Annotated in this window: 13 protein-coding genes; 3 read left to right on the forward strand and 10 right to left on the reverse strand. The window is 67.8% G+C overall.

Annotated features, from left to right (window positions below; all coding sequences use genetic code 11):
• The first annotated feature begins 344 nt into the window (after positions 1-344).
• Together HY699_13050 and HY699_13055 are read left to right on the forward strand one after the other, a co-directional pair.
• Complete coding sequence (locus tag HY699_13050) at positions 345-698, forward strand: type II toxin-antitoxin system RelE/ParE family toxin (protein MBI4516731.1); 354 nt, start codon at positions 345-347, stop codon at positions 696-698.
• Positions 695-1030: an XRE family transcriptional regulator gene (locus HY699_13055; GenBank protein ID MBI4516732.1), complete on the forward strand. Its 336-nt coding sequence runs from the start codon at positions 695-697 to the stop codon at positions 1028-1030. Before HY699_13050 ends, HY699_13055 begins: the two co-directional genes overlap by 4 nt.
• A 251-nt stretch (positions 1031-1281) precedes the next feature.
• Here HY699_13055 and HY699_13060 read toward each other — a convergent pair whose 3' ends face one another.
• The 7 genes from HY699_13060 to HY699_13090 form a co-directional block, all read right to left on the reverse strand.
• Complete coding sequence (locus tag HY699_13060; protein MBI4516733.1) at positions 1282-2304, reverse strand: aspartate-semialdehyde dehydrogenase; 1023 nt, start codon at positions 2302-2304, stop codon at positions 1282-1284.
• Entirely contained in the window at positions 2301-3398 is a 1098-nt protein-coding gene (leuB, locus tag HY699_13065; GenBank protein MBI4516734.1) for a 3-isopropylmalate dehydrogenase, read from the reverse strand. The genes HY699_13060 and leuB overlap by 4 nt, the downstream gene beginning before the upstream one ends.
• Before the next feature lie 41 nt (positions 3399-3439).
• The gene (locus HY699_13070) at positions 3440-4987 is read right to left on the reverse strand and encodes a 2-isopropylmalate synthase (GenBank protein ID MBI4516735.1); all 1548 of its coding nucleotides are present in this window, start codon (positions 4985-4987) and stop codon (positions 3440-3442) included.
• A 255-nt stretch (positions 4988-5242) separates the two neighbouring features.
• A complete protein-coding gene (pssA, locus tag HY699_13075; protein MBI4516736.1) occupies positions 5243-6088 on the reverse strand; it encodes a CDP-diacylglycerol--serine O-phosphatidyltransferase in 846 nt (281 codons plus the stop codon).
• A complete protein-coding gene (locus HY699_13080; protein MBI4516737.1) occupies positions 6079-6714 on the reverse strand; it encodes a phosphatidylserine decarboxylase family protein in 636 nt (211 codons plus the stop codon). Before HY699_13080 ends, pssA begins: the two co-directional genes overlap by 10 nt.
• 92 nt (positions 6715-6806) lie before the next feature.
• A complete protein-coding gene (locus tag HY699_13085; protein MBI4516738.1) occupies positions 6807-7814 on the reverse strand; it encodes a glycosyltransferase family 2 protein in 1008 nt (335 codons plus the stop codon).
• Positions 7774-8934: a glycosyltransferase gene (locus HY699_13090; protein MBI4516739.1), complete on the reverse strand. Its 1161-nt coding sequence runs from the start codon at positions 8932-8934 to the stop codon at positions 7774-7776. Before HY699_13090 ends, HY699_13085 begins: the two co-directional genes overlap by 41 nt.
• A 101-nt stretch (positions 8935-9035) precedes the next feature.
• Here HY699_13090 and HY699_13095 point away from each other — a divergent pair, with 101 nt between their 5' ends.
• Positions 9036-10805 carry a phospholipid carrier-dependent glycosyltransferase gene (locus tag HY699_13095; GenBank protein MBI4516740.1) on the forward strand — a complete coding sequence of 590 codons (1770 nt, stop codon included), beginning with the start codon at positions 9036-9038 and terminating at the stop codon, positions 10803-10805.
• A 21-nt stretch (positions 10806-10826) separates the two neighbouring features.
• Here HY699_13095 and HY699_13100 read toward each other — a convergent pair whose 3' ends face one another.
• From HY699_13100 to HY699_13110, 3 genes are read right to left on the reverse strand one after another with little or no spacing between them, the layout of a single operon-like run.
• Complete coding sequence (locus HY699_13100) at positions 10827-11567, reverse strand: MBL fold metallo-hydrolase (GenBank protein ID MBI4516741.1); 741 nt, start codon at positions 11565-11567, stop codon at positions 10827-10829.
• On the reverse strand, positions 11567-16441 hold the full coding sequence (locus HY699_13105; protein MBI4516742.1) for an NAD-glutamate dehydrogenase: 4875 nt from the start codon (positions 16439-16441) through the stop codon (positions 11567-11569). Before HY699_13105 ends, HY699_13100 begins: the two co-directional genes overlap by 1 nt.
• Before the next feature lie 9 nt (positions 16442-16450).
• Positions 16451-16906, reverse strand: a complete 456-nt coding sequence (locus HY699_13110; protein MBI4516743.1) for a GNAT family N-acetyltransferase — start codon at positions 16904-16906, stop codon at positions 16451-16453.
• Positions 16907-17205: the final 299 nt, after the last annotated feature.

A 17205-nucleotide genomic window follows, 5' to 3' on the forward strand; every position in this document is an offset into this window, starting at 1 on the left:
GCCATCTTCAACTTCCTCAAGCGCGATCGGAAAGCTATCGAGATCCCGCTGGAGATGAAGCAGCTCGCCGCCGGCGGGCGCTGAACGCTTTCGCGGACGCCTCCTTCCGGCCCCTCGTCCTCGGCCACTCCGCCCACTTCGAGCAGTCAAGAGCAGTGATCAGTGACCAGTTGCCAGTGACCAGCGGGAGCCATCGAGCCATCGGGTCATTGGGCAATTGTCGGAAGAGTGGGGGGACGAAGGCCGTGCAGCCACCGGGAGTCATGCAGTCGTGAGTCGGGCCGTTGACCGGCGGTCGGCGGATCGCAGGCTTGCCTGCACACCAATATTAGTGTACCCATCAAATGGACTTCTCGGTTGAGTTTTACGAGACGGCGGATGGACACTCACCAGTCGAAGAGTTCCTGGATGATCTCAAGGCGTCTGATCCTGATGTCCACGCGAAGGTGCTCGCTGGGCTGGCCAAACTCCGCGACCGCCGCAACCATCGCGAGCCGCTGTCGAAGCCGGTCGGCCACGGCCTCTTTGAACTGCGCGCGCTTGGCCGCCTCAACACCCGCGCACTCTGGTTCTTCCGCCACGGGCGCCGTATCATCGTGGCGCACGGCATCAGGCACAAAGGCCAGAAACTGCCACCCGAAGCGCTGCGTGTTGCCCGGGCCCGCAAAGCGGATTGGGAACGGAGATTCGGTCGATGAAGAAAACAACCAACTTTGATCGCTACCTCGCCCGCCAATTGCGCACCCCTTCCTTCGCCCGCCGCTATCGGCAGGCTGCAGAAGAATGGAACGTGGCCCTCCAGCTCGCAGCGCTGCGTCAGGCGCGCGGCCTGACGCAAAGTGACGTGGCGCGTCTGGCCGGCACGACGCAGCAGCAGATCAGCCGGATGGAGTCGGCCGATTATCAGGGCCACTCCCTCTCCATGCTCCGCAAGGTCGTTGCCGCACTCGGCGGCTCCGTGCGCGTGCACATCGAGCCCACCCGCGCCGCGGCCGGTACACCGCGGCTTTCGCCACGCCGTGCCGCGTAGAGCCCCACTCGGCCACTCCGCCCACTTCGGCCTCGCTCGCCTGCCGAAGCATCGGCGTAGGCAGGGGCACTTCAGGCCGGTGGACGATGAGGGACGATGAACGATGAGCGATGAATGATGAAGGATGAACGGGGGCGGCGTATCATCGAGCCGCTGCCGATCGAATCATTCCTTCGCGGGAATGACGGAGGGAAATCTGCGCGCCACGACAAGACTTTCGGCCACAGTAGTTCAGGATCAGGAGGCGGCGGCTATAGATACTCGCGAACGAGGATCTCCGCTACGGCCACGGCATTGATGGCGGCGCCGGTGCGCAGATTGTCGCCGCTGATCCACAGGTTCAAGCCGTTGCCGACGGACTCGTCGTCGCGGATGCGGCCCACGCAGGTGGCGTCGGCACCGACCGCCTCGATTGGAGTCGGGTATTCGCCCGCGCCCGGGTCATCTTGCAGCAGCACCCCCGGAGCGGTGCGCAGCAATTCGCGCGCCTCGGCCGCGCCCAGCGGCTCCACGGTTTCGATGTTGACCGACTGACTTAGCCCGAAGAACACAGGCACGCGCACGCTGGTGGCGGTGAGCTGCAGCTCCGCCTCGGCCAGCAGCCGGCGGGTCTGCGCGATCAGCAGCTGCTCGCCGCGGGTGTAACCGCCGGCGAGAAACTCGCCGACCTGGGGCAGCAAGTTAAACGCCATACGCTGGGCAAACACCTCGACCTCGGGACTGCGGCCGTTCAAGATCTCCACCGTCTGCCGGCTCAGGGCTTCGATCCCGGCCCGGCCGGCTTCGGACACCGGTTGATAGCTCGACACCACGACTCGCCGCAGGCCGGCGGCGTCGCGCAAGGGCTTCAGCACCACCGCCAACTGCACCGCCGCCGCCTCGGGGCAGGCAATCAGCCGGCGCGCGCTGTATTCCGCGATGGCCTCGGCGTTGACTTCCGGTACTACCAGCGGAACATCGCCATCGGCCGCGTACAACGGGCTCGAATCTATCACCACCGCATTGGCGGCGGTGGCGCGTCCGGCCCAGGCCGCGCTGACCTGCTCGTTGGCGGCAAAGAAGGCGATGTCGACGCCCTCGAAGTCCGCGCGGTCGATTAGCTCGACGCACGCGCTTTGGCCGGCCGCGGTTACGTTGTCCCCGGCCGTACGCTCCGAGGCATAGGCGCGCAGCTGGCGCAACGGAAAACCACGCTCATCGAGCACTTTGATAATCTCGGCGCCGACCAGCCCGGTGGCCCCGACCACGGCGACGCTGAAGACGGCGTCACTCATGAATCCGCCAGCGCCGTGCGCACCGCCGCTCCCATCTCCTGGGTGCTCACCGCGCGCGTACCGGCGCCGGCAAGATCAGCGGTGCGATAGCCGGCGCGCACGACCGCAGCCACTGCCGACTCGACCGCGGTGGCAGCCTCGGGCTGCGCCAAAGAGTAACGCAGCAGCATGGCCACGGAGAGAATCGCGGCCAGCGGGTTGGCCTTGCCCTGCCCGGCGATGTCGGGAGCACTGCCGTGAATCGGCTCGTACAGCCCGCGCGGTTGCCCGAGCTGGTTGCGGGCTTCCCCCAGCGAAGCCGAGGGCAACAGGCCGAGCGAACCGGCCAACATCGACGCTTCATCAGTGAGGATGTCGCCGAACAAGTTCTCGGTGGCGATGACATCGAAGTCGCGCGGGCGGCGCAGCAAGTGCATCGCCATCGCGTCGACCAACACGTCTTCGTAGGCCACATCGGGGTACTGGCGGGCAACCTCGTGGGCGACTTCGCGCCACAGCCGCGACGACGACAGGACGTTGGCCTTGTCGACCGAAGTCACCTTACGGCGCCGCTGGCGCGCCAGCTCGAAGGCGCTGCGCATGAGCCGGGCAATCTCGGTTTCGTTGTAGATGCAAGTATCGACCGCCTCGCGCCCGTGCGCGGTCTGCCGCCGTTCACTCGGCTGGCCGAAATAGATGCCGCCGGTTAGCTCGCGCACCACGACGAGATCGACGCCGCGCAGGATCTCCGCCCGCAGCGGCGCCGCCTCCAGCAGCTCAGGGAAGACGCTGACCGGGCGCAGATTGGCGAACACGCCGAGTTCGCGGCGCAGCCCGAGCAGCCCCTGCTCGGGGCGCACGGCCGCCGCCGGGTTGTCCCACTTGGGGCCGCCGACAGCGCCGAGCAGCACGGCATCACTGCCGGTGGCCAACTGCCGGGTCGCTGCCGGCAGGGCCGTGCCGTGCGCGTCGATGGCGCAGCCGCCGAACGCCGCCTCGGCGCATTCCAGCGCGAGACCGCGGCGCTCGGCGCACAGCTTCAGTACCGCCACGGCCTCGGCGGTCACTTCCGGTCCAATCCCGTCTCCGGGCAATACGCAGATACTAACGCTCACGATTCCTCCTGCGGCCGCGCGCCCACCTCGGCCGGTCGTGCTCACGGGCCCCCGCTGCGGGGTTGCTGGTGGTGGGCGCGGCGGTACTCGAGTTTGTTGAGCGCGTTGATGTAAGCCAACGCGCTGGCGTGAATGATGTCGGTGTGCGCACCTTGGCCGGTCGCGCTCACGCCCCCTTGGTGAATCAAACACGATACCTCGCCGAGCGCATCGGTACCGCCGGTAATGGCCTTGACCGCGTAGCGCTCCAGCTTGGGATGAATGCCGGTAATCTTGGCGATCACTTTGTAGCAGGCATCCACCATGCCATCGCCGTCGCCCTCGGCTTCGTGCTGCTCGCCGTCAACGCGCAGCCGCAGCTTGGCGTGCGGCAGGGTCGTGCTCGAAGCGGTGACGTACAAGTCAAGCAACTCGAAGCGGTCGGGCACGCGCACCACTTCTTCGGTGACGATGGCGATGAGGTCATCGTCGAAGATCTGCTTCTTGATATCGGCGAGTGCCTTGAAGCGCTCGAAGGCCTTGTTCATGTCGACGTCGTAGAGTTCGACACCGAGCCGCTTCAGGCGTTCGGCGAACGCATGGCGGCCGGAATGCTTGCCCAGCACCAGCTTGTTGCTCGGGATGCCGACCGACTCCGGCCGCATGATCTCGTAGGTGAGCTTGTCCTTGAGGACGCCGTCTTGATGAATGCCGGCCTCGTGGGCAAAGGCGTTGTCGCCAACAATCGGTTTGTTTGCCGGCACCACCAGGCCGGTGACCTGCGACAGCAAGCGGCTGGCCGGGTAGATCTGTTCGGTGACGATGTTGGTGCGCAGGCCGTGGAAATGATCCTTGCGCGTGGCTATCGCCATGGCCACCTCTTCGAGCGAGGTGTTGCCGGCGCGCTCGCCGATGCCGTTGACGGTGCACTCGATCTGGCGCGCGCCGTTACGTACGGCGGACAGCGAGTTGGCCACCGCCATGCCGAGGTCGTTGTGGCAGTGCGTGCTCCAGCGTACGCGCTCGCCGCCAGGGGTGTTGGCGATCAGGAACTTGAACAAGGCGCCGAGCTCTTCCGGGATGGCGTAGCCGGTGGTGTCGGGCACGTTGAGCGTCAGCGCGCCGGCCTTGATCACCTCGCCAAAGATCTGCACCAGGTAATCGCGGTCCGAGCGCGAGGCGTCCTCGGCCGAGAACTCGATGTAGTCGAGGTATTGCTTGGCGTACTGCACCGCCCAGCAGGCGGCATCGATCACCTCCTGGCGGCTCATCATCAGCTTGCGCTTGAGGTGCAGGTCGGAGGTGGCGATGAAGATGTGAACGCCGGGATGAGCGGCCTTCTCGACGCTCTTAACCGCCTGCCTGATGTCGGCCTCGCGCGTGCGCGCCAAGCTGAGCACGATCGGCCGGCTGACCGCCTCGGCGACGCGAGCGACGGAATCGAAGTCACCCGGTGAGGAGACGGCAAAGCCGGCCTCGATCACGTCGACCCCCAGCTTTTCCAACTGGCGGGCGATGACCACCTTCTCCTCCACGTTCATGGTTGCGCCCGGCGACTGCTCGCCGTCACGTAAGGTGGTGTCGAAGATTTGGACGACCTCTGGTTTCATGGCGCACTCCCTATAGCATCGACTCGTGCGGGCACGAAGGCGCTGCCGGTTCGGGCGGCCAAACGAAAAGGCCACGGGGTGCGCTGCCCGTGGCCCTTCAGAAACACAAACGCCACGGACAGCTTTACCCGCCGTGGCGTCGTTTGGTCGCGTTGGTCTTGGCCTACGCTCCCCCCGACGCACCGGGCGGGCATCGCAGCAGCAGCAGCAGCAGCGCCAGCAACAACTGTCCGAGCGCGGTGTGAGCGTTGGCGTTCATTGGCCGCCATCCGTATGAGACTCCACCGGTCTTGTCAAGCCGGGTTCCACCAGTTTGAGCCGGCGCCGCCAGCGCCCGTGCAGCAGCCAGCGCACCCGCACGATCAGCGCACGCGCCGGGCCCGAGGCGGCAAACAGGGTGGCGCCGGCGAAGATGATCAGTTGCGGCTCGGCGATCAGCAGCTTGAGCAGGAAGATGCCGGCCACCAGCAACCAGAACGGCTGGCGGCGGTGGATGTTAACTTCCTTGAAGCTGAAGTACTTGATGTTGCTGACCATCAGCCCGGCCAGCACGTAGGTCATCAGCAGTACCAGCAGATGCTTGTGGGTGGCGCCTTCGCCGCCGAAGTAAAAGTAGAGCAGCAACGTGGCGGCAACGACATCGGCCGCGGCCGGGATCGGCAGGCCGATGAAGTGGCGCTTTTCGACGTTGTCGTACTGGACGTTGAAGCGGGCCAGCCGCAGGGCCCCGCAGGTCACATACAGTGAGGCAGCGAGCCAGCCCCAGCTGTGCCACGGTTCGAGCGCCCAGCGGTAGACCAGAATGCCCGGCGCCACGCCGAAGGCGACCAGATCCGAGAGCGAGTCGTACTCGATGCCGAAGCGGCTGGTGGCGCCGGTCATGCGCGCGATGCGGCCGTCGAGGATGTCGAAGAGCTGCGCCAGCAAGATCACCAACGCGGCGATCTGGAAATCGCCGTGCAGGCTGGCGATCACCGAGTAGAAGCCGCAGAACAGGCCGCCGGTGGTGAACAGGTTGGGCAGGATGTAGACGCCCTTGCGCAGCGGCGGCGGCACCCGATGCGCTGCCCTGATGACCCGCACTCTTTCCCTTACGGCCATATCCCAATCACCGTTTCTCCGGCGGTGGTGCGGTCACCTACCTGCACCTGCACCGCGGCCGGCGGCGGCAAGTAAACGTCGAGCCGCGAGCCGAACTTGATGATGCCGCAGCGCTGCCCGCGCCCGATGGTCATCCCCGGCGCCAGATAGCAAACAATGCGGCGGGCGAGGAAGCCGGCGATCTGCACGAAGCAGATGCGCCGCCCGCGGGCATCTTCGACCACGATCGCGTTCTGCTCGTTGTCGAGCGAGGCCTTCTCGGCGAAGGCACGGAAGTACTTGCCATGATTGTAGTGCGTGCTGATCACGGTACCGCTCACCGGATTGCGGTTGACGTGGACGTTGAGCGGCGACATGAAAATGCTGATCTTGGTGACCTCGGCCTTCAAGAAGCGCTCCTCACGCACCGTGGCCACGCTGATCACGCGGCCGTCGGCCGGGGCCAGGATCAAGCGCTCATCCGCCGGCACCTCGCGCTCGGGGTCACGGAAGAAGTTAAGCACCAGCGCCAACAGCGCCGCGCCGGCAAGGCCGCCTAGCGCTCCCGCCAGCCACCACAGCAGCAGCGCTATCAGCGCCGCCACCGTAATCAGCGGGTAGCCCTCGCGCGCCAGCGGCAGCCGCAACGACGGAGGTGAGGGACTATGGAGCGTCTCGGTATCCAAGGCGGCCGCAATATAGCCCAACGGCAGAGGCGACCCAACCCATATGCGAGGCTTCAGTTGCCGCCCGCCGGCAGGCGGAAGCGGACCGGGTATTCGCGCTCCCCCGGGGCAACGGCGTGGGCGACCAGCTCGCCGAGAATGCCGGCCGTCAGCAACTGCACGCCGACGACGATCAGCAGCACGCCCGCAATCAGCAGCGGATGCCGCCGCTGAATGTTACCGTACAACAGCCGCAGGTAGGTAACGTAGAGGACGATGAGGGTGCCCGGAGCGAGCAAGCCCGCTCCGGCAAGCCCGAACAGGTGCGCCGGCCGGCGCCGGAAACGGGTTAGAAAGAGCACCGTGACCAGATCCATCGCAGCGTAGAGCGCCCGCATCGAACCGTAGCGCGAACGACCAGCGCGGCGCGGGCGATGGTTGATCGGCAGCTCGCTCACCGAAAAGCCGCGCCAGAATGCCAGTAGCGGCAGGAACCGGTGCAGCTCGCCGTAGAGCGGCAACTCCGCCACCACCTCGCGGCGAAAGCCCTTCAGGCCGCAGTTGAGATCATGCAACTTGAGCCCGAAGAGGCGGCGTGAGACGAAGTTGAACAAGCGCGAGGCCAGCACCCGCGACAGCGGGTCCTGGCGCGCCACCTTCCAGCCGTTGACGACGTCCGATTTGGCGAGCGCCGCCACTACCGGCGCAATCTCGCGCGGATCATCCTGCAAATCGCCATCGAGGGTGACCACCAAGCGGCCGCGGGCGGCGCGAAAACCCGTGGCCAATGCCGCCGCCTTGCCGCACTGCCGGCGCAGCGAGATCGCCCCCAGCCGGGCGTCGGCCGCGTGCAGCTCGCGCAAAACGGCGGTGGTCTCGTCGGTGCTGCCGTCGTCGACCACGATCATCTCCCAGCTCAGACCGGTGGCCGCCACCGCCGCCGCCGTCTCCTGCCAAAGTTGGCGCAACGAAGCAGCCTCGTTGTGAGCCGGCACCACAACTGAGAGCTCAACCTGACCGCGGCCGGCACGGGCACTCGGGTCAACCCCGTGCGCCGGAAATGGCGAGTCGCTCGATGACATCAATCTCCTCCGCCCAGGTCGCCCCCTGCGCCTGTTGCACACGCACCCCCCACATAGCAACCCCCTCCTCATAGATCCGCAGCACCGCCGCCGCCAGCGCCGCAGGATCCGCCGGCGGCACCACCAAGCCCGTCACCCCCTCGCCAATCATGTCCGGCAGGCCACCGACGCGCGTAACCACCACCGGACGGTGGAACTGCTGCGCCAGCGCCACCACCCCGCTCTGGGTTGCCGCGCGGTACGGTACCACCACCACGTCCGCCGCAGAAAAGTAGACGCCGACCTCTTCGTTCGGCACATAACGATCCAGGAGCCGAACACGCTCGGCCAGCCCCAGCTCATCCACCAGTGCCTGGTAGGGCGCCCGTGGCTCGTAGAACTCGCCCGCGACCACCAACGTACAGGCGCGGCGGCGCCCGATCTCGGGCATGGCGCGAATCAGGTCCGTCAGCCCTTTGTAGCGGCGCACCAAGCCGAAGAAGAGCAGCACGTCACCCGACAGCCCCAGCTGCGCGCGCGCCACAGCGGGCGCGAGGGGCGGCCCGAACTCGGGCAAGTCGTAGGCCGGATGCGTGGTGCGCACCACCGTCACCCCGGCGCGATGGCGCCGCAGGCGCTCCGCATCTGCCTGCGAGTGCACGATCGCACCGTCGCACCGGCGCAGGGCATAGCCGGTCAGCCAGTCGTCGAGCGGCGTGGCATCGTGAGCGCCGAGGTTGTGGCAAAGAAAGGCAACCCGCCGGCCGCGGCGCCGGATCAGCTGTACGAACGTGGCCAGCACCGCCCCCAACGCCGGCTGCCACCATGCCATCAGCACCAGATCGGGGCCGAAGCGGCTGACCGCCGCGGCTGCCGCCCGCCAGGTCCACGGCGCCAGCGGGTCCACCACCGCGTCGACCCCGAGGGCGAGCGCCACGCTGCTGTAATCACGTTCAGTCGTACCTGGAAACACATAGCGCGGATACTGACGCCGCAGCCCGACGACTTGGACGAGATGGCCGGCGCGCCGCAACGCGCGCACCAGCGCGGTGGTGTAGTGGGCAATGCCTCCGCGCAACGGCGGCGCCGGACCAACGACGGTAAGCCGCAAGCGCGGCCGCGCGTTCCCCTCCCCTGCCATGGCCAGCTGGGATAGCACAGCCGCGGGCAAAGCGTGACCGCTCGAGGTGACCCGGGCGGCGGTTGCTGGTAAGAGACGGGGCGAATTTCGGGTCCCGTGCCATGCCGAGTCAACGTCCACGCGCCGCCCGCCGGCGCGCCGCCCCTGCGCCGGCCCCCGCCGCACGCCCGCGCCGCGCGCGCTACCTGCCGCTGCTCGGGCTCTTTGCTCTGGTAGTCGCGATCTACGCCAACAGCTTGGCGAACGACTTCGTCTTCGACGATCACACGCTGTTGGATTTCAACCCCGAGGTCAATCCGGCCATTGCCGGCGCGATCGAGCAGCGCGCCATCGAGTACCGGCCGTTTCGCACGCTGTCGTACGTGCTCGATCGGCAGATCGGCGGTCACCACCCGGCGGCTTATCGCGCCGGCAATCTGGTGTATCACGCGCTCACCGGCGGCCTGGCGTTGGCGGTCTACCGGCAACTCGGTTTCAGCCCGCTGACCGCGCTGCTCGGGGCAGCGTTCTTCGTCTCACACCCGGTGCAAAGCGAGTCGGTGGCCTACGTCTCCGGGCGGCGCGACGTGCTCTGCGGACTATTCGTACTGCTGGCGTTCAGCTTCCTGCTGCGCTGGCGCGCCCAGCGGCGGTGGTGGCAGCTGGCGCTCGCCGGCGCCGCGCTGGCGATGGGGGCGCTGACCAAGGAAGTGGCCTTCGGCTTCCCGCTATTGGTGCTGGCCTATGACGTCACCATCGCGCCGGCGCAGCGGCGCCCAGCCGCGCCGGAATCATCGCGCTGGGCCGGCGCGCGGCTGGCGTTGAAAGAGCAGCGGCTGGTCTACCTGCTGCTGGCCGGCTTTACCGCTGCCGCACTGGCTTACTTTGCAGTCGTTGGCCTGCCGAGCGAACGCGGCTGGTGGGGCGGTACGTTGGCGACCAACTTCCTCAACGTCGCGCTGCTGTGGGTGCATTCCGCCGTCGTGCTGTTATTCCCGCTGCGGCTGTTGGCCGACTATTCCTTCGAGGCCGTGCCGTTGATTCACCGCGCCGCTGCGCCGCTTGCCTGGGCGGCGGTAGCAGCGCTGCTCGCCTTGCTGGCGCTGGCGTGGGGGCAGCGCCAGCGCGCCCCGCGTGCGGCGTTTCTGCTTTTCTGGAGCGGGGCGGCGCTGCTGCCGAGCTCGCACGTGTTTCCGCACCACGACTTCTGGGCCGAGCACTATCTCTACGTCCCGCTGTTCGGCTTCGCCGGCTTGTTGGCGCTGGCGATCGCGCGGGTGGGCCGCCAACTGGGTGCGGCGCGCCGATCGGTGACGCTCGCCGGCGCACTGGTGGTGACCCTCTACGGCCTGCGCACGGTGGTGCGCAACCGCGACTGGCGCGATGAGCTGACCTTGTGGCGCGTCACTAGTGCGGCTGCACCGCGCTGTGCGCGGGCGCGGGCCAACCACGGCGGGGCGCTGTTGGCCCGCACCGACCTGGATAATGCCGAGCGCGAGTTCCGCGCCTCGCGTGCCATCAAACCCTTGGTTTCCGCCACCTCGGGCTTGGTGATGATCGCTCACGCTAAAGGCCGCTTCGCCGAACGTGACCGGCTGCTGCGCCGGCTGGAGACCGGCCGCAATGTCTCTTACACCAATCTGCTCTCGCTCGCCGGTTGGTTTCTGATCAACAAGGAGTACCCGCTGGCCCTCGAGGTGGCGCAGTATGCCGCTAAGCGGCCGAATGCCGACGACCGGGCCGCAACGATCGAGGGCTGGGCCAGCGCCCGCAGTGGACAACTCGATCAAGCCTGCGCCCTCTTCGAGCAGGCGCTGCAGCGCAACTCCGGCTCGCGCGACGCCCGCGCCGGGCGTGACTATTGCCGCCAGCAGCGCGCGCTCGGGAACTGAAGCGCTCGCCGGGGCAGGCGTTTACACCTCCACCACCAGCCCCTCGTGCGCGATCTCGATTGCGAGTTGGGCGCGCCGTGCCAGCACCTCGCGGCCGAGGTGAGTCAGAATCAGGCGGCGCGCGCCGAAACGGTCGCGGTTGTCCGCCAAGCGCGGGTAATCGAGATGGAAATCTACGCGGGTCTCGTAGAAGCTACACTCGCAAACGAACAGATCGACGCCCTGAGACCAGGCCACCAAGTCCTCGGTCCAGCCGGTATCGCCGGAGTAGAGAATGACCTTGTGATCCACCCGTAGGCGCAAAGCCAGAGAGAGCTCGCGCTCCTGGTGCGGCACTCGCAATGGCTCAACCCACACCCCCTCGATCACCTTCGGCACACCAGGAGTGAATTCCGTAAACTCGAGGGCGAACGGCAGCGGCCTTTGCGCGAACTCGCTGTAGGTTGCCCGCAGCAGGGCGCCGACGCGATCGCTCGTCCCCGGCGGCCCGGCGATGCGCAGCGGTCGCTGCCGTGGGCGCTCGTAAGTGTATTCGAGCAGCAGGTAGGGCAAGCCGGCGAAATGATCGCCGTGCAGGTGGCTGAGCAGAATCAGGTCGATTTCGGCGGCCTCGAGCCGATCCCGCTTCAGCGCCGCCAACGCGGTGGCGCCGCAGTCGAGCAGAAAGGTGGCCGCACTGCTGCGGACCAGGTAGCCGGCGTGCAGGCCGCCGCCGGCGGAAAAGGCGTCGCCGGCACCGAGGAAGTGGACGGTGACGGCCATCAGCGACCGCCGAGCCTCCCCAACTCGCGCACCACCACCACCAGCGCGGCCAGAGTCGGCGGCGGCCCGCTCTTGAGATCATCGATCAGGCGGTTGAGCTGATCGAGCTGATCGCGGTGCCGGGCGGCGTAACGCGCCAGGCACTGGCTGGCGTCGCCCGGTTGATTGTCGGCGAGCAACGCACTGCGGGCGAGCTGGCGCCGGGCGTAGCCCAGTGCCTCGGACAGGCCCGCCAGCGCCCGCCGTTCCCAGCGGTCGCCGGTCGCTTGCGCCGCCAGCGCGGCGAGCGCTTGGCGCACCCATTCGAGATCCACGAGACCGCCGACGCGGTAATACAGCTCACCAACCGCCGCCGGCGGCGCGCGCAGATCACTGGCGATCTGATGGATCTCCAGCAGGTCGGTGGTGCGGCGCAAGCTCACCAGCGGCTGCGCCAGTGACGGCGCCACGCCCGCGCTCAGCAGGGCATCGAGCGCGGCCCGTTCACGCCAGCGCTCCTCGTCGGAGAGCAGGCCGCCGGCCTCCTGCTGCAAGGTACTCACGGCCACGCTGAAGGCCGCCACCAGCTCGCCCACGCCCAGGCTGCTGCGCTGGGTCTCGAGCATCCACTTGGTGGCCCGTTCCATCGCCTCGGTCAGAACCCCGAAGCACTGGGCATCGGCCGCCGGCGGCAGCACCGGGGTGCCGGCGGACAAGCGATCGATGAATTCGTCGGCACCACTGATGGTGACTACAACCGTCCAGGCCTTCACCACCTGAACGACGTCGCCGGCGGTGTCGCGGGCAATGCGGGCAACGAAGGTGGCGCCCATCGCGTCGATCAGCCAGTTGGCCAAGGTGACCGCGATGATTTCACGCCGCAAGCGGTGGGCGCGCACGCCGTCGCCGTAGCGCTGGTTGATGTCTTCGGGGAAATAGCGCCGCAGAAAGCGTTCGAGGAACTGGTCGTCCGGCAGCGCCGAGCGCATCAGCGCGTGCTGCAGGTGCAGTTTGCTATACGCCAGCACCACCGCCAGCTCCGGCCGCGTCAGCCCGAGGAAGACGGCGCGCCGAGCGCGCAGCGCCTCACGGTCCGGCAGCCGTTCCAGCTGGCGGTCGAGCTGAGCTTCGGCTTCGAGCAAGCTGATCAGGTCACGGAAGTCATTAAGACGGGTACGGCTGCGCAGCTGATCGAAGCCCAACACGCGCGCTTGGCGCCGATTGTCCGCCAGCACGCGGGCACAGATCTCGGCCGTATGCGCGGCGAGCACCTGATTGCGGTTCTCCGGCGCCAGCGCCCCCGACTCGAGGGCGCGGCCCAGGGCGATCTTGAGGTTGACCTCGTGGTCGGAGAGATCGACGCCGCCCGAGTTGTCGATGGCGTCGGTATTGATACAGCCGCCGGCCAAGGCGAACTCGACGCGCGCGCGCTGGGTGAAGCCGAGATTGCCGCCCTCGGCGACGACCTTGACGCGCAGTTCGTTGGCATTGATGCGCACCGCGTCGTTGCCCGGGTCGCCCACCTCCGCGTGGGTTTCATCCTGAGCTTTGACGTAGGTGCCGATGCCGCCGTTCCACAGCAGATCGGCCTCCATCCGCAACACCGCACGGACCAGTTCTTCGCCGCTGAGGCTCTCGGCCTCGACGCCGAGCATGGCGCGCACCGGCGGCGTCAGCGCCACCTTCTTCGCGCTGCGCAAGAACACGCCGCCGCCGGGGCTGATGAGCGCCGGGTTATAGTCGTCCCAGCCCGAGCGCGGCAGGCCGAAGAGCCGCTCGCGCTCCGCGCCGGCGGTCTCGGCATCCGGCTCGGGGTCGAGAAAGACGTGGCGGTGGTTGAAGGCGGCGCGCAGCCGCAACCGCCGCGAGCGCAGCAGGCCGTTGCCGAACACGTCGCCGCTCATGTCGCCGATACCGATCACCGCCAGCGGCTCGCTGTCGGCGTCGCGCCCGAGCGCCCGGAAATGCTGCACCACGCATTCCCAGGCGCCGCGCGCGGTGATGGCTTCGTGCTTGTGATCGTAGCCGTGGCTGCCGCCGGAGGCGAAGGCATCGCCCAGCCAGAAGCCGTAGGCGGCGGCGATCTCGTTGGCGACATCGGAGAACGTGGCCGTGCCCTTGTCGGCGGCCACGACCAGATAGGGGTCAGGCTCGTCGTACGACAACACCTGCGGCGGCGGGACCACGCCGCCCTGCACGATGTTGTCGGTAAGATCGAGCAGGCCGCCGATCAGCGCGCGGTAAGCGGCGACGGTCAACGCGCCGCCACTGCTACCCGGCCGCCGTTTGACCACGAAGCCGCCCTTGGCGCCGCCGGGAACGATGACCGCGTTCTTCACCGTTTGTGTCTTCATCAAGCCGAGGACTTCGGTGCGGAAGTCGTCGGGGCGATCGCTCGCACGAATGCCCCCGCGCGCCACCCGGCTGGCGCGCAAGTGGATGCCGCTCATGTGGGCGGCGTGCACGTAGATCTCGAACAGCGGATGCGGGCGCGGGAGCTGCGGCAGCTGCGCCGATTCGAGCTTGATGGCGATCGTGCCGTCGCCCGCCCGCGCCGGCCGGTCCGCCGGCGGCGGCGGCACGAAGAAGTTGGTGCGCACGGTGGCGGCCAGCGCCGCCCACAGCGCGCGCAGGATGCGATCGTGCTGCGCGCTGTCGACCGCATCGAGGCTGCTGACGAAGCGGGCTTCGACGGCCGGCAGCTGCGTGGCCAAGCGGTCGCGCGGGGCCCCGCTGCCGGCCGGATCGAACTTGGTGCGGAAGCCCTCGACCAGCAGGCGCGCCGGCTCCGGACTGCTCGCCAAGGCCTCGTACAGCAACCCACGCGCCGCCACCCCGGCTTGCTGGGCGTGCCCGGCGTAAGCGCGCAGCAGATCAACCTCCCGCCAGGTCAGCCCGGCATGGAGTACCAGACGGTTGAGAATATCGTTGTCGCTGCGCCCGGCGCGCAGTGCCAGCACCGCCTGCGCCAAGCGCCCGCCGGCGTGCTCGGGATCGAGTCGCTGCCCGGCCGTGTCCTGCACTAGAAAGGTATGGATGCGCACCGGGCCTACAGCCGGCAGCATCACATCGAGGTGATCCTCTTCGAAGACTTTCAAGCCGAGGTTTTCCAACACCGGCAGGAAGTCGCTCAGCACCAGTTCTTCGTCCAGCAGGTAGAGCTTGAGCGCGGTGAAGCGCGCCGCCGCCGGAACGGTATCGTTGGAGATATCGACCTGCGGGGCGCGCGCGGCCGCCAGCGCCTCCAAGCAGCGCAGATCGCGAACGGCCATGGCAATGTCGGTGGCGGCGCGGTATTGCGCCGACAATGCCGGCAGATACTTGGCCGCCCATTCATCGGCCAGCGATCGCGCCATCTCCCGGCGCAGCTGGTCGACCAGCCGATCCTCCCAGGTGCGCAGCAGCTCGCTGAGATCGCTTTCGAGATCACCGGCGCGCACCACCGGCAGGGTCTCGGGGGCGGCACCGATGTAGAAGTGAAGCCGTACCAGCTCGAGCTCATCGAGGGCGACGTGCCGGTGCAACAGCGTACCGTTGAGCGTTTGCAGCAGGCGCTGCTCGATGCGCGCGTGCAGGTCTTCGGAAAAGCGCGGGCGGGCCATAATAACGACGACAAACAGGCCGCGCTGCAAGGCGTCGGGGCGACACACTACGCGCAGAGTCTCGGCCCCCTCGGCGGCGCGAATGGCCCGGATCTCCTCGGCCACCGCTGCCGCCTCGCTGCCGAAGAGCTCTTCTTTCGGGATGGTGTTGAACAGCTCGGTGATCGCGCGGTAGTCGTGCGAATCGGGCACCGCCTCTTCGCGCGCCAAGATGGTGTCGAGCTGGCGGCGCAGCAGCGGCAACTGCGCGGATTCCTCGCCGTAGGCCTTGGCGGTGAACAGCCCGACGAAGCGATACTCGCCGGCCACGACGCCGGCGGGGTCGATCTGCTTCAGGCCGATGTAATCCATGTGCGCGCGGCGGTGGATCGGGCTTTCGGCGTTGGTCTTCGAGACCAGCAATAGCGGCGGCTCGTTGAGGCGGCGGCGCAGCGCGGGCGGGATCGGGCGCGGCGTCATGTAGCTCGAGCGCTGTTCGTCGCGCAGGATGCCCAGTCCGCTCCCCGCCCGCACCGCGCTGCAGCGCTCGTTGCCCTGGCCGCTGAACTCGTATTCGCGATAGCCGAGGAAGACGAAGCTCTTCTGCGCCAACCAGTCGCAGAAGGCCGCCACCTCGTCGAGGTTCTCGTTCCAGGGCCGCGGCACCCCCCGGCGGCGCAAGTTCTCTGCGTGCTGGGCCAGCTGGGCGCGCATGGCGGGGTAGTCATCGGTGGCGGCGACGACCGCTTCGAGCCGCAGCAGTAAGGCGGCCTGCAGCGACGCCGCGTCGCTGGTGCGCTCGATTTCGGCATGCACGAAGGATTCGTGGGCACCCACCACCTCGGGTGCGCCGACGGTGAGCAAGACGCCGGCGCGGTCGCGCTCGACGCCCATGACCGGATGCAGCACCCGGTGCAGCTTACCGCCCAGCGCCTGCACCCCCTCGCGAATGGTGTCGACGATGAACGGGCGATCCCGCATGGTGGTTTGGATCACGGTGCCGGCGGCGTCCCAGCCGTCACGCGCGCCATCGGGGTTGAAGACCCGCACCCGCGGCTCACTTACCAGCGGCTCGCTGAAGAAGCGAAAGGCCGGCACCGTGATCGCCGCCCACACTTGAGGGTCGCCAGTCACTAAGTGTTCGATCGCGCCCTTGGCGAACAACTGCCGCGCAAAGGCATCGGCCAGCGGCCGCTCGATCGGTGTCAGCAGGGCCCGCATCCGTTCCAGCACCGCGCGCAGGGCCGGCGGGTCGCCCGCCACCGGCGTGCGTTCTTCCATCAAGCGGGCGATCGCCTTCGAGAACTCCGCCACGTCCAACTCCTAGGCCGCGTTGGCCAGCGGTAGGGCCAGCAGCTCCCCGGCCGCCGCCGCTCCGGCCTGTAGCAGAAATTGTTTCGCACCAGCGTCGGTGGCCGCTGGCAGCGGGCACTGCAAACTCGTGCACGAGCGCTGTTGCGCGCGCTCGGCAGCAAAGCGCAGCAAAGTGGTGCCGACCCCGCAACGGCGCGCCGGTTGCACCACCAGCAAGGCGGCGAGAGTGGCTTGCGGCGCGGCGGCTAGTTGCCGCGCGTAGGTGACGTGCACCACGCCCACCACGCGCTCGTCGATGGTGGCCAAGTACAAATCGGTGCCTAGATCCGCCACCAGGTTGCGGAAGCGGTGCAGCGCCGGGCGCTCGGGTGGCGGCACCGGCAAGCCGGCCTCCGCCAGCAGGCTCATGACCGCGACGAAGTCGGTGCGGCGCGCACGGCGAATACGAATCGGTCGGCTCACCATCGCGGCAGTGTTTACCAGAGTCGCGCACGAACTGCGACGCGGGCGAGCGGGGTGGTGGGGCCGGGGTGTGCGACAAATCTGTGGGCAATGTGCAGCCGACCGGGCAAATCCTCACCAGCCTGACAGTACTGTGTACTGTCAGGCCGAGGCCTATGGCCGAAAAGGACGCAATTTGTCATCTTCCAGGCGCGGCGCCACTTCTTCAGCTGCTTCTCCCGCACGATTGCGGTCTCTGCGCAGCAGTGCGCTCCGTTGTAGTCCTGCTTGTCAACGCCGTACTTGGCCGAAAGACCCTCCAC

This window comes from Deltaproteobacteria bacterium (assembly GCA_016210005.1).
Lineage (GTDB): Bacteria > Desulfobacterota > Binatia > HRBIN30 > JACQVA1 > JACQVA1.

Excerpts from the sequence above, each read along its gene's own strand:
- HY699_13050 (MBI4516731.1), top strand. The coding sequence starts at position 345 with ATGGACTTCTCGGTTGAGTTTTACGAGACGGCGGATGGACACTCACCA.
- HY699_13055 (MBI4516732.1), top strand. The coding sequence starts at position 695 with ATGAAGAAAACAACCAACTTTGATCGCTACCTCGCCCGCCAATTGCGC.
- HY699_13060 (MBI4516733.1), bottom strand. The coding sequence starts at position 2,304 with ATGAGTGACGCCGTCTTCAGCGTCGCCGTGGTCGGGGCCACCGGGCTG.
- HY699_13070 (MBI4516735.1), bottom strand. The coding sequence starts at position 4,987 with ATGAAACCAGAGGTCGTCCAAATCTTCGACACCACCTTACGTGACGGC.
- pssA (MBI4516736.1), bottom strand. The coding sequence starts at position 6,088 with ATGGCCGTAAGGGAAAGAGTGCGGGTCATCAGGGCAGCGCATCGGGTG.
- HY699_13085 (MBI4516738.1), bottom strand. The coding sequence starts at position 7,814 with ATGTCATCGAGCGACTCGCCATTTCCGGCGCACGGGGTTGACCCGAGT.
- HY699_13090 (MBI4516739.1), bottom strand. The coding sequence starts at position 8,934 with ATGGCAGGGGAGGGGAACGCGCGGCCGCGCTTGCGGCTTACCGTCGTT.
- HY699_13095 (MBI4516740.1), top strand. The coding sequence starts at position 9,036 with ATGCCGAGTCAACGTCCACGCGCCGCCCGCCGGCGCGCCGCCCCTGCG.
- HY699_13100 (MBI4516741.1), bottom strand. The coding sequence starts at position 11,567 with ATGGCCGTCACCGTCCACTTCCTCGGTGCCGGCGACGCCTTTTCCGCC.
- HY699_13110 (MBI4516743.1), bottom strand. The coding sequence starts at position 16,906 with ATGGTGAGCCGACCGATTCGTATTCGCCGTGCGCGCCGCACCGACTTC.